Raw genomic sequence first — 12,248 nt, 5'->3', positions numbered from 1 at the left:
ATCTGAAAGTCTGGCGTACTTACCTGAGAGATCACGGATGCCCACCTCGGTGGGCCATGAGCGACTGCTCGTGAGCGGGTGTTCCCGCCGATTCTCTCCGGCAGGGGGAGGTCAGCCGATCTCCTTCTTGAGATCGTCGACCGTCATTCCGTAATTCACGCGGATGACGGGCAGGGCGAGTTTATCGGTTCCGACGCGCACGTATCCGTGTTCGATCGTGCGACCCAGCTCGAAGCCGGCGCGACGCAGTCCCTCCTTCGTCGTGTCGTTGTAGTGCCCGAAGGGGTAGGCGACGACCTCTTTCGCTCCGAGGATCTGCGCCGACCGTTCCAGATCGGCGGCGATCGTGTCGGCGTCCTCGTTGACCATGCGCCCCTTCCCGTTCGCTCCGGCGCGGTGCATGTCGTGGGTGTGCGACCGTTGCAGGACGAAGGGGTTGGGTGTGCCTTCCGTCCGTGCCGAGGTGATGACGAACGAGGTGGTCAGGAGCTTCCGGTCGCCGACGATCGGGGCGGCCATCTCGAGCCAGGTGCTGTCGGCGTCGTCGTCGGTGATGACCACGGAGTGCTTCGGCAGGAAGAGCTTTCCGTCGATGAACGCGCTCAGCTCGTCCCAGGTGGGCAGGTAGAAGGCGGACTGCTGGATGTGGGCCATCTGCGCGTCGAAGTCGCCGACGTAGGTGTAGTTCAGCCGCAGCCAGTTGTCTTCGCCGTTCGGGTTCCGCGTGAACTGGTGGTACATGAGGATGGGGATGCCGGCGGCCTCGGCTGCGTTCGCCTCGGGGGTCGTCCACCCGGCGTGGAGCGTCCGCTGCCGGTCGATGCAGGCGACGAGGTCGGCGCCGTTCAGGCGCGCGGTCTGCGTCATCGCCGAGGCCGCGGTCGCGTCGTCGTACCACCCGGCGAAGACGCGGCCGTCGGCGCGCGGGATGGGCAGGTTCTGGTATCGAGCGCCCTGCGTCTGCAGCTGCGGGTCGAGGGCGATGCCGTCCCCGGCGAACGAGACGGCGCAGGCGTGCGGGTCGGTCGAGCCGGCGAGTAGCGCTTGCGCGGGCGTCAGGGGCGTCGCCGTCGGGGTCGGTGTCTCTGTGGGTGCGGCGCTCACGGAGGTGTCGTCGGCGACGAGGGGAGCCTCGGGGGTGCGGGTCAGGGCGATCGCGACGACGCCCGCGCCGATCAGGGCGACGGCGATGACGGCGCTGATCGTGCGGCGCCGACGGGTACGGCGGGCGGCGCGGCGACGATGCTCGGCTCGGGTGGTGTTCATGGTGCCTCGGGCTTCGGACGGGTGATTCGGCGCGATCCTATCGACGTGAAAAGCCACACCCGTGAACGAGGGGACCGTGCGGCGCGGCGTTCGCGGGAGGATGAGGGCATGATTCGCATCGGCATCGTCGGGACCAGTTCCATCTCCGAACGCTTCGCGGACGCGGTCGCCGTCGTCGCGGGCGTCGAGGTCTCGCGGGTGGCGTCTCGAGACGCGGAGCGCGCCCGGGCCTTCGCCGACGCGATCGGGGCGCCACGCACCGCGGTTGGCCTCGCGGACCTCCTCGCGGCTCCCGACGTCGACGCCGTCTATCTCGCCAGCCCCAACGCGGTGCACGCGGAGCAGGTGCGCGAGGCGGTGGATGCCGGCATCCCGGTGCTCGTCGAGAAGCCCGCGGTGCTGTCGGCGGAGGCATGGGATGCCGCGGTGTCGCACGCTCGCGAGCGCGGCGTCGTCCTGCTCGAGGCGATGCGCTCGGGGTACGACCCGGGACTCGACGCGGTCCGCGGGCTGATGCCGCGGTTAGGCGTGGTGCGCCGCGTCTCGCTGCGATACGAGAAGCGCTCGGCGCGGTACGACCACGTGCTCGCGGGCGAGCAGACGAACATCTTCGATCCGGCGCTGGGTGGGAGCGCCCTGCGCGACCTGGGGGTCTACCCGCTCCACGCGTTCGTGCGGCTCTTCGGCGCGCCCCGCTCGATCGACGGCGTGCGCGTCGGGATCGCCTCGGGGACGGACGGGCTCGGGAGCGCGATCGCCGCATACGACGGGTTCGTCGCCGACGTCGCCTGGTCGAAGATCACCGATAGCGCCCTGCCCAGCGAGATCCAGGGGGAGGACGCGTCGCTCTCGATCGACGCGATCGACGCTCCCCGCCGGTTGGTGCTGACTCCGCGCTCGGGGCCGGCCGAGGTCATCGAGGTGGACGCTCCGGCCAACCCGATGGTCGGAGAGGTCGAACGTTTCCGCGACGCGGTGGCGGGGGCCGACATCGCCGACGATCAGCGCGTGACCGGCGTCACCCTGGCGCTGGTAGACGCGCTGCTCCGTCCCCGTCTGGTGTGACGATTCACCCGTCGTTTCCCCCGCTGCGCCAGGATGGGGCGGTGCAGCGGCCCGGTTCCGTTCGCGAGGTGTTCCTCGCCTTCCTTCGTCTTGGCGTCACCTCGTTCGGTGGGCCCGTCGCGCACCTCGGGTACTTCCGCGACGACCTCGTCGTGCGCCGGAAGTGGATGGACGACCGGGCGTACGCCGATCTCGTGGCGCTCTGCCAGTTCCTCCCCGGTCCGGCGTCGAGCCAGGTGGGCTTCGCGATGGGGCTCCAGCGGGCCGGAGTGTTCGGCGCGCTCGCCGCCTTCCTCGCTTTCACCCTTCCCTCCGCCGTCCTTCTCGTCGCGTTCGCCGGGGGAGCCGCCGTGCTCGGCGGCCCCGTCGCCGCTGGCGTGATCTCGGGTCTGCAGGTCGTGGCGGTGGCGATCGTCGCCCAGGCCGTGTGGGGGATGACCCGCACGCTCGCGCCCGACGCCCCGCGGGCGGGTATCGCCGTCGTCGGCCTCGCCCTCGCGCTGCTCCTTCCGGGGGCTCCGGGGCAGCTGTGCGCTCTCGCCGTCGGGGTGCTCGGTGGGCTCGCGCTCCTGCGCGGTGTCGTCGAGCCCTCTGCGCCGGCGCTGCCGTCGTTCGGCGTGCCCCGCGTCGTCGCCGTGACCTGTCTGGTCCTCTTCGTGGGCGGGCTCGTGGGCCTTCCCGTGCTCGCGGCGGCGACCGGGTCGGGGGTGGCCGCCCTGATCGACGCGTTCTTCCGTTCGGGTGCCCTGGTGTTCGGCGGCGGCCACGTGGTGCTGCCCCTGCTGCAGGCGGGGGTGGTCGAGACCGGGTGGGTCTCCCCCGAGGCGTTCCTCTCGGGGTACGGCGCCGCCCAGGCGGTGCCCGGCCCGCTCTTCACGTTCTCCGCCTATCTCGGTGCGGTGTCCTCCATCGGTCCCGGGGGGATCGCGGGTGCGGCCGTCGCGCTCGCCGCGATCTTCGTGCCGGGCTTCCTCGTGCTCACCGGCGTCCTGCCGTTCTGGGATGCGATGCGCTCGAAGCCCCGCGTGCGCGCCGCGATGCGCGGGGCCAACGCCGCCGTGGTCGGCATCCTCGGTGCCGCTCTCTACGCTCCCGTCTTCACGACCGCCGTCACCGGTGCGGGATCGTTCCTGCTCGCGGTGGTGGGATTCGTGCTCCTCACCGCGTTCCGCGTTCCGGCGTGGGCGGTCGTCATCGTCGGGGCCGTCGGGGGCGTGGTGCTCGCCTTCACCTGAGCGGGCGCCGAGAGCCGGTCCCGTCCGGGATGACACCGCGTCCCACGGATGCCAGGATGAGCGCACGGCACCGTCGCCGCGGCAGTTTTCGAGGGAGAGAACCGTGTTCCAGAGCCCGTACCCGAGCATCGAGATCCCCGACCAGAGCATCTACGACTATCTCTTCGCATCGCTCGAGGAGTCCGATCTCGATCGCGCCGCGCTGGTGGATCCCGCCGGGGGTGCCGAGACCACCTACCGCGCCCTCCGCGCCCAGGTCGACGCGTTCGCCGGGGCCCTGGCCGCCCGCGGTGCCGACACCGAGACCGTCGTCGCGATGCTGTGCCCGAACGTCCCCGCGTTCGCGACGGTGTTCCACGGCATCCTGCGTGCGGGGTCGATCATCACCACGATCAACTCCCTGTACACGGCGAACGAGATCGAGAAACAGCTGAGGGATGCCGCGGCCACCTGGCTCGTGACCGTGTCGCCGTTGCTGCCTCAGGCGCATCAGGCCGCGCGCGCCGTCGGCATCCCGGACGAGCGCGTCATCGTGCTCGACGGCGCGGAGGGGCATCCCGATCTGCGCTCGCTGGTGGGCGAGGGCCGCACCCCGCCGGAGGTGTGCTTCGACCCCGCGACCCACATCGCGGTGCTGCCGTACTCGTCCGGCACCACCGGGGTCCCCAAGGGCGTCATGCTCTCGCACCGCAACCTCGTCGCGAACGTGCACCAGTGCCGGGCCGTCATCGAGATCGCCCGCGACGATCGGGTGCTCGCCGTGCTGCCCTTCTTCCACATCTACGGGATGACGGTGCTGTTGAACCTCGCGCTGCGCCAGCGCGCGACGCTCGTCACCATGCCGAGGTTCGACCTGATGGAGTTCCTGCGCACCGTGCAGGATCACCGGTGCACGTTCCTCTTCATCGCCCCGCCGATCGCCGTCGCCCTGGCCAAACACCCCGCCGTCGACCAGTTCGACCTCTCGAGCGTGCACAGCGTCTTCTCGGGAGCGGCTCCGCTCGACGGCGAGACAGCCGAGACCGCCGGGCGGCGCATCGGCGCGCGTTTCTATCAGGGCTACGGCATGAGCGAGTTGAGCCCGGTGTCGCATGCCATCCCGGCGGGTACCGACATGCCGGTCAGCTCGGTCGGCGTGCTCATACCGAACTGCGAGGGGCGGCTCGTCGACCCCGAGACCGGAGCCGACCTCGAGGAGCACGGCGACGACGGCCTCACGGCACCCGGGGAGATCTGGGTGCGCGGCCCCAACGTCATGCTCGGTTACCTCAACCGTCCGGACGCCACCGCCGAGACGCTGGATGCCGACGGCTTCCTGCACACCGGAGACATCGGCGTCCACCACGTCGACGGGTACTTCACGATCGTCGACCGGCTCAAAGAGCTCATCAAATATCACGGTTACCAGATCGCCCCGGCGGAGCTCGAGGCCCTGCTGCTGTCGCACCCGAAGATCCAGGATGCCGCCGTCATCGGCGTCCGCGGCGACGACGGCGAGGAGATCCCGAAGGCGTTCGTGGTGGCCGCCCCCGGGGCCGGTCTGAGCGCCGACGACGTGATGGCCTTCGTCGCCGGCGAGGTGGCCCCGCACAAGAAGGTGCGCCGCGTCGAGTTCATCGACGTCATCCCCAAGTCGACCTCGGGGAAGATCCTGCGCAAGGACCTGCGGGCCCGCGAGATCGTGTGAGGTCATCTCGTCCCGTGGCGGATGCGAGAAGGGCGGGGGCGTCTCACGACGACCCCGCCCTTCTTCTGCGGAGTGATCGCCGCTCAGGGAGCGATCAGCGCGCCGGTCTGGGCGGCAGCCTCTTCGGCGCGCTCGTCCTCCTTGTCCTTGCCGCGGCGCTCGTCGGCGGCCTCCTGCAGGGCCGACTTCGACCGCAGCGGCGGGGTGCGGAAGAACAGCGACAGCACGAAGGCCAGCAGCACGACGCCCATCGCGGTCCAGTACACCGTCGTCGCCGAGGAGTTGAAGCCGACGAGGAACGGCTTGGTCAGCCGCGCGTCGGCTCCCACGAGGAACGAGGTGTCGTCGAGCGTCGAACCGCCGATCGAGGTGTTCTCATCCCCCGCGGTGAACTGGTCCTCGATCGTCGTGGCCGCGGTGTCCACGAAGGCCGCACGCTGCGCGGCATCCGAGAAGTCCAGGCTGACCGTGCCGTCGGACGAGACGCGCGCGACCGGCACCTGCTGCTGGATCTGCGTCGTGGCCGCGGTGAGGGCCTGGGCGACGGCCGTCTGCGTGGCGGCGGCCTGCGCCGACGCCGGGATGCGACCAGCCGCGACCTGCTCCGCGACGGCCTGGGTCGCGGCATCCTGAGCCTGCTTCACTCCGGCCTGCAGCTGCGTCGTGGTCCCCTCGACGATCTGCGACACGATCGGGGTGTAGATGCCCGACATGATCTTCTCGTTCGCGGGGGCCGAGGCCACGGTGGGGTCGAGGGCCGCGTCGAGAGCATCGGTGAGCGTCGCGCGGTCGGCGAAGGAACCGATGATGTTCGTCGGCATGAGCGTGAACAGCAGCGACAGCAGCACCGCGGTGCCGAGCGTTCCACCGATCTGGCGGAAGAACGTCGATCCGCTCGTGGCCACGCCCATGTCGCGCAGGCCCACCGAGTTCTGGCTGGCGATGGTCAGCGTCTGCATCAGCTGGCCGAGGCCGAGGCCGATGACGAGCATCGCGATCGCGACGTGCCAGTAGGGGCTGTCGTACTTCAGGAACGTCAGCAGGAAGAAGCCGACCGACATCAGCGCCGTACCCAGGATCGGGAACATGCGGTAGCGACCGGTGCGCGCGATGATCTGACCGCTCGCGATCGAGGCGATCATCAGGCCGAGGATCATCGGCAGCATCTCGAAGCCGCTCTGCGTCGGCGAGGAGCCGAGCACGAGCTGGAGGTACAGCGGCAGGGTCAGCATCGCTCCGAACATGCCGAAGCCGACGAGCACGCCGATGATGGTCGCCATCGAGAACGTCGGCGAGCGGAAGAGCTTCAGCGGGATGAGCGCGTCGTCCTTCATCGCGGTCTCGGCGATGACGAAGGCCAGGATGCCGAGCGCGCCGATGACGTAGCAGGCGATCGCGATCGGCGAGCCCCAGCCCCACTCGCGACCCTGCTCGGCCACGAGGAGCAGCGGGACGAGCGCGACGATGACCGTCGTGGCGCCCCACCAGTCGATGCGCACCGAGTGCCGCGGCTGCTTGGGGATGTGGAGGAAGCGCCAGACGATCGCGAGCGCGACGATGCCGATCGGCACGTTGATGAGGAACACCCAGCGCCATCCGGTGATGAAGAGGATCTGGCTGGCTCCGGCGAACAGACCGCCCACGAGCGGGCCGATGACGCTGGAGATGCCAAAGACGGCGAGGAAGTAGCCCTGGTACTTCGCGCGCTCGCGCGGGGCGAGGATGTCGCCCATGATCGCCAGCGGCATCGACATCAGACCACCGGCGCCGAGGCCCTGGATGGCGCGGAAGGCGGCGAGCTCGACCATCGAGGTCGAGAAGCTCGCGAGCACCGATCCGATGATGAAGATGAGGATGGCGATGAGGAACAGCGGGCGCCGACCGAAGATGTCGGAGAGCTTGCCGTAGATCGGCGTCGAGATGGTCGACACGATCAGGTAGGCCGTCGTGACCCAGGCTTGAAGGCTCAGACCCTGCAGGTCGTCGCCGATCGTGCGGATCGAGGTGCCGACCACGGTCTGGTCGAGGGCGGAGAGGAACATGCCGGCCATGAGGCCGAAGATCACGAACATGATCATGCGGTGGGTCATGACGGTGTTCGTGCCGCCCGTGGCGGGGGGCGGAGTATGGGCGCGCCTGGTTCGAGTGGTGATGTCTGACATCGGGGCCTCTTCGTGAGAAGGCCTGGCGGACGGCTCGGGAAAGCTCAGTCGAGCGCCAGGTGTTTGCTAAAAGTCAACTAATAGTAGCGCTGTCTGACCGCGTCCGGAACCACTCGCGGCTGTGGGGGCACTATGCGGGCGGCGCCGCGCGGCACGCGGTGGGCGCGGCGCCGGGGCCGGTCGCGGGGAGCGGGGCCGTCACGAAAACAGGGGATGCCACGAGAGCGGGGCGTCATCGCGAAGAACGGCCTGTTCTCGACGCGTGTCCTGTTCTCGGTGCGGCGTGAGACGCCGGCTCGCGAGGCGGAAGCGAGTGAGGGATGCCGACGCAGAGCGGCATCCGGGAAAAGCAAAACCCCCGCCATGTAGAAGCTAGGCGAGGGTTTCTGGGATGACTGTAATGATCATCCGTGTGGCTCCGACGGGCGTCGATCCCGTGACCTCACGATTTTCAGTCGTGCGCTCTACCAACTGAGCTACAGAGCCGAGCGGCATGTCTGCCGCTTCCTAGACGAAAGGCCTCCTCGAAAGAAGGCCCGTCGCTGTGGAGCGACCCTGACGGGACTTGAACCCGCGACCTCCGCCGTGACAGGGCGGCACGCTAACCAACTGCGCTACAGGGCCATGCATTTTCAATTGTACTTCACCGGAAAGTGACCCCAACGGGATTCGAACCCGTGCTACCGCCGTGAAAGGGCGGCGTCCTAGGCCGCTAAACGATGGGGCCGGATGAGCCTGAAACCTTGCGATTTCATCCTCGCTTGCCGACGACCGAGCCTACTTCACATCTTCGGAGATTGCCAATTCGGGGCGTGGCGTGCGGCTCCCGCGCGTGTCGAGGGCGCAGGATGGGCCGCGGCAGCGGGAACTCGCCCTGTTGTGCGTGTGACTCGTGTTGCTACTGTTAGCCGAGTTGCGACCCGGTGAGATGAGGTAGTCCCGTGACGCTCGTGCCCCCTGATAAGACTGACGACTGCGGCTGCGCCCCCACGGCGAGCGAGCAGCGGCGTTTGTGGCCCACCTTCGACCGGCGCAGTGCGCTGAAGTACGGCGCCCTCGGTGCTGTCGCTCTGGGCGCCTTCGGCGCGGCGACGTCCGGCTTCTCCTCTCCCGCCGTCGCGGCCGATTACCCCTCGTGGGACGACGTGCAGGCCGCCAAGGCCAACGAAGCAGCCAAGGCCGGCGAGATCTCGCGCATCCAGGGGCTGATCCAGGGCTTGCAGTCCGAGGTCGCCCGCACGCAGGCAGAGGTCCAGGCCCGCTCCGACGAGTACTACGCCGCACAGCAGGCCTTCCAGGATGCCGACTACCGGGCCCAGCTGATTCAGCAGCAGGCCGATGCCGAAGCGGCGAAGGCGATGGATGCCGCCAGCAAGGCCGGGAAGGTCGCGGCGCAGCTGTACCGCTCCGGCGGCGACGACACCTCGCTCGACCTCTTCTTCTCAGGCTCGGCCGCATCCGCGGACGACCTGCTCGCCAAGCTCGGCACGATGGACAAGCTGCTCGAGCGGAACAAGTCGGTGTACGCCGCGGCCGTCTCGGCGCGCGACAACGCGAAGAACCTCAGCAACCAGGCCAACGACGCCCGGGCCGAGCGCGACCGTCTGCAGAAGATCGCCGAAGAGAAGATGGCGGCTGCTCAGCAGGCGGCCCAGGCGGCCCAGGAGGCCCTCGCCGCACAGCAGGCCAACCAGGCTGTGCTCGAGGCGCAGCTCGCCGCCCTCCAGGACACGACCGCCAAGACCGTGGCTGATTACCAGGCCGGCGTCGAAGCCGAGCGCAATGCACGCGAAGAGCGCGAGCGCAAGGCCCGCGAAGAGGCCGCAGCCCGTGACGCGGCCGAGCGCGCCCGCCGCGAGCAGGAAGCCCGCGACAACCAGAACAGTGGTGGTGGCGGAGGCGGCGGCGGTGGAGGCGGCGGCGGCGGTGGCGGTGGCGGCGGAAGCGTCGGCGGATCCGGCTGGGCTCGTCCCTCGTCGGCCTACACGTCGTCGGGCTACGGCCCCCGCTCCGGCCAGTGCAATTCCAGTTACTGCGCCAGCACGTGGCACCTCGGACTGGACTTCGGCGCGAGCTGCTGGTCGCCCATCTACGCCGCGGCCTCAGGTCGAGTGACCTACGCCGGCGTCAACGGTGGTTTCGGAAACTACATCCGCATCCAGCACGACGACGGCTCGGGAACGGGCTACGGCCACATCGTCAACGGCGGCATCTACGTGTCGTACGGTCAGCGCGTCTCGGCCGGCCAGCAGATCGCCGCGACCGGTCAGACCGGCAACTCCTTCGGCTGCCACCTGCACTTCGAGGTCTACCCTCCCGGGGGCGGCACCACCGACCCCGCGCCCTGGTTGCGCGCCCGCGGCGTCTCGGTCTGACCGAGCCCACGAGAAAACCCCCGGTCGATGGACCGGGGGTTTTCTCGTCTGGAGAAGATCAGAGGGTGTTCGGCGCCTCGCCCGATCCCTGCGTCTTGGTCTGAGCGTCGTGCTCGTCGAAACGCGTGAAGGCCTCGGCCACGAGACGCTCGGCCTCAGCGGCATCCGCCCACTCGTCGACCTTGACCCACTTGTTGGGCTCGAGGTCCTTGTAGTGCTCGAAGAAGTGCGAGATCTCCTTCTTGGTCCACTCGTCGATGTCGCCGACGTCCTGGATGTGGTCCCAACGCGGGTCCTTCGCGAGCACGGCCACGACCTTGTCGTCGCCGCCGGCCTCGTCGCTCATCTTGAGCACGCCGACCGGGCGCACCTTGGCGAGGATGCCGGGGTGCAGGTCGCGGTCGAGCAGCACGAGCACGTCGAGCGGGTCGCCGTCTTCGCCGAGGGTGTTCTCGAAGAAGCCGTAGTTGGCGGGGTAGCCGAACACCGTGTAGAGGATGCGGTCGAGGTAGACACGGCCGGTGCCGTGGTCGACTTCGTACTTCACGCGGCTTCCGCGGGGGATCTCGATGACGGCGTCGAAAGCGCCCATACTCGTGCTCCTTAGATCTGTGGATTTCCGCGGCCCAGCCTAGTCCGGCGGGCGCGTGCCGCCCACGCGGAACCACACGGCAGGAGTTCGCGGTCGACGGGCGGTGACGAGGCGCAGCGGCGAGGCATCGCCGCGGGAAACTCCTGCGTCGTGTCCGGGGCCGCGCAGGCGGCGGCGTCGCGGCCCGGCGATAGCGTGGAGGCATGGATCACCGCCCCGGCCTGGACCCCTCCGTCGCCGAGGTGCGCCGCGCCGTCCGCGCCGCGCTCCCGCGGGCCGGCGGCCCCGTCGTCATCGCCCTGTCGGGCGGCCCGGATTCGCTGGCGCTGGCGGCGGCGACCGCCTTCGAGGCGTCGCGTGCCGGCATCCGTGCCGTCGCCATCGTGATCGACCACGGCTTGCAGGAGGGATCGGATGCCATCGCCACGGCCGCCGCGAACGCGGCGCGTGGTCTCGGTCTCGAGGCGCGGGTCGTGCGGGTCGAGGTGGGCTCGGCCGACGGGCCCGAGGCCGCGGCGCGTGCGGCTCGATACGCCGGCTTGGCCGAAGCGGCGGCCGACCTCGGCGCCGAGATCGTCCTGCTCGGACACACCCTCGACGACCAGGCCGAGACCGTCCTCCTCGGGCTCGCGCGCGGCTCCGGCGCGCTCAGCCTGGCGGGCATGCCCGCGCAGCGGAGGGATGCCACGGGCCCGGTGTGGGTGCGCCCCCTGCTGACGGTCCGCCGACGCGCCACGGTCGCGGCGTGCGCGGCCGCGGGGCTCGACCCCTGGACCGACCCCCACAACGCCGACCCGGGGTTCGCGCGCGTGCGGGTACGCGATCGCGTGCTGCCGGTGCTCGAGGCCGAGCTCGGACCGGGCGTCACCGAGGCGCTCGCGCGCACCGCCGAGCAACTGCGCGAAGACGCCGACGCCTTCCAGGACATGATCGACGAGACGATCGAAGACATCGTCGAGCACGCTGAGGCGGGGATCTCGATCTCGGTCGCCGCCCTCGCCGCGAACCCCGCCGCTCTGCGCAACCGGATCATCCGCTACGTCGTCGACAGCGAGTTCGGCGTCTCGCTCTCGCGCACCCAGACCCTCGAGGTCGCCCGTCTGGCGACCGACTGGACGGGGCAGGGGCCCATCGACCTGCCCGGGTGCCTCGCTCGACGCGTCGGCGCCCGGATCGAGGTCGTCGCGCGCACGGCATCCTGATCCGCCGACGTAGACTTTCCGAATGCGCGCGGCCGACATCTCCGACGACATCAGCGAAGTCCTCCTCACCGAGGAGCAGATCCACGAGAAGCTCGCCGAACTGGCGACGCGGGTGGCCGCCGACTACGAGGGACGCGACGTCGTCCTCGTGGGCGTGCTGAAGGGCGCGGTCATGGTCATGGCCGATTTCGCCCGGCACTTGCCGATGCACGTGTCGATGGACTGGATGGCCGTGTCGTCCTACGGCGCGTCGACCCGCTCGAGCGGCGTCGTGCAGATCCGCAAAGACCTCGACACCGACATCACCGGAAAGCACGTGCTGATCGTCGAGGACATCATCGACTCCGGCCTGACCCTCAGCTGGCTGCTCGAGAACTTCGCCTCGCGCGGAGCCGAGTCGGTCGAGGTGCTGGCGCTGTTGCGCAAGCCCGACGCGATGAAGGTCGAGGTCGACTGCCGCTACGTGGGCTTCGACATCCCCAACGACTTCGTCATCGGATACGGCCTCGACTACGCAGAGCGCTACCGCAACCTGCGCGACGTCGCGGTGCTCGCACCCCACGTCTACTCCTGACGACACACCGTCTCCACGGCGGACGGGCCGGTGGCATCCGGAGCCTTGTACGCCCATGACGAACGCACAGGCCCGGCATAGTCCGTGGGC

General features: G+C 69.6%; 9 protein-coding genes and 3 tRNA genes. 6 read left to right on the top strand and 6 right to left on the bottom strand.

What is annotated here, in order from left to right; genetic code table 11:
• Positions 1-111: 111 nt before the first annotated feature.
• Complete coding sequence (locus tag QBE02_RS08690; RefSeq protein ID WP_279365373.1) at positions 112-1,266, bottom strand: polysaccharide deacetylase family protein; 1,155 nt, start codon at positions 1,264-1,266, stop codon at positions 112-114.
• Between the two features lie 108 nt (positions 1,267-1,374).
• Between QBE02_RS08690 and QBE02_RS08685 the strand changes: the two genes are divergently transcribed.
• The 3 genes from QBE02_RS08685 (at position 1,375) to QBE02_RS08675 (ending at position 5,253) form a co-directional block, all read left to right on the top strand.
• The gene (locus QBE02_RS08685) at positions 1,375-2,331 is read left to right on the top strand and encodes a Gfo/Idh/MocA family protein (RefSeq protein WP_279365372.1); all 957 of its coding nucleotides are present in this window, start codon (positions 1,375-1,377) and stop codon (positions 2,329-2,331) included.
• Positions 2,332-2,372: 41 nt separating this feature from the next.
• Positions 2,373-3,566, top strand: a complete 1,194-nt coding sequence (gene chrA, locus QBE02_RS08680; RefSeq protein ID WP_279365371.1) for a chromate efflux transporter — start codon at positions 2,373-2,375, stop codon at positions 3,564-3,566.
• Between the two features lie 103 nt (positions 3,567-3,669).
• Positions 3,670-5,253, top strand: coding sequence for an AMP-binding protein (locus QBE02_RS08675; protein ID WP_279365370.1), 1,584 nt, complete (start codon positions 3,670-3,672; stop codon positions 5,251-5,253).
• A gap of 83 nt (positions 5,254-5,336) precedes the next feature.
• Here the strand turns inward: QBE02_RS08675 and QBE02_RS08670 are convergent, their stop codons facing one another.
• The 4 genes from QBE02_RS08670 to QBE02_RS08655 all read right to left on the bottom strand — a co-directional run bounded on the left by QBE02_RS08670 (position 5,337) and on the right by QBE02_RS08655 (position 8,142).
• A complete protein-coding gene (locus QBE02_RS08670) occupies positions 5,337-7,343 on the bottom strand; it encodes an MDR family MFS transporter (protein ID WP_279365369.1) in 2,007 nt (668 codons plus the stop codon).
• Between the two features lie 485 nt (positions 7,344-7,828).
• Positions 7,829-7,901, bottom strand: a tRNA-Phe gene (locus tag QBE02_RS08665).
• 64 nt (positions 7,902-7,965) lie between these two features.
• Positions 7,966-8,039 (bottom strand) — tRNA-Asp (locus QBE02_RS08660).
• Between the two features lie 30 nt (positions 8,040-8,069).
• Positions 8,070-8,142 (bottom strand) — tRNA-Glu (locus QBE02_RS08655).
• 214 nt (positions 8,143-8,356) lie between these two features.
• Between QBE02_RS08655 and QBE02_RS08650 the strand changes: the two genes are divergently transcribed.
• Positions 8,357-9,790, top strand: a complete 1,434-nt coding sequence (locus tag QBE02_RS08650) for a M23 family metallopeptidase (protein ID WP_279365368.1) — start codon at positions 8,357-8,359, stop codon at positions 9,788-9,790.
• A gap of 58 nt (positions 9,791-9,848) precedes the next feature.
• On the opposite strand, the gene QBE02_RS08645 is transcribed toward QBE02_RS08650, so the two are convergent.
• A complete protein-coding gene (locus tag QBE02_RS08645; RefSeq protein WP_056225941.1) occupies positions 9,849-10,382 on the bottom strand; it encodes an inorganic diphosphatase in 534 nt (177 codons plus the stop codon).
• A 203-nt stretch (positions 10,383-10,585) separates the two neighbouring features.
• Between QBE02_RS08645 and tilS the strand changes: the two genes are divergently transcribed.
• Together tilS and hpt are read left to right on the top strand one after the other, a co-directional pair.
• The gene (tilS, locus tag QBE02_RS08640) at positions 10,586-11,584 is read left to right on the top strand and encodes a tRNA lysidine(34) synthetase TilS (protein WP_279365367.1); all 999 of its coding nucleotides are present in this window, start codon (positions 10,586-10,588) and stop codon (positions 11,582-11,584) included.
• A gap of 22 nt (positions 11,585-11,606) precedes the next feature.
• Positions 11,607-12,158 carry a hypoxanthine phosphoribosyltransferase gene (hpt, locus tag QBE02_RS08635; RefSeq protein ID WP_056225947.1) on the top strand — a complete coding sequence of 184 codons (552 nt, stop codon included), beginning with the start codon at positions 11,607-11,609 and terminating at the stop codon, positions 12,156-12,158.
• Positions 12,159-12,248 lie beyond the last annotated feature (90 nt).

Origin of the sequence: Microbacterium testaceum, assembly GCF_029761935.1 — a bacterium.
GTDB classification, from domain to species: Bacteria; Actinomycetota; Actinomycetes; order Actinomycetales; family Microbacteriaceae; genus Microbacterium; species Microbacterium testaceum_A.
The sequence above is the reverse complement of the archived record's forward strand: the minus strand, read 5'-3'. Positions and strand labels throughout refer to the sequence as shown.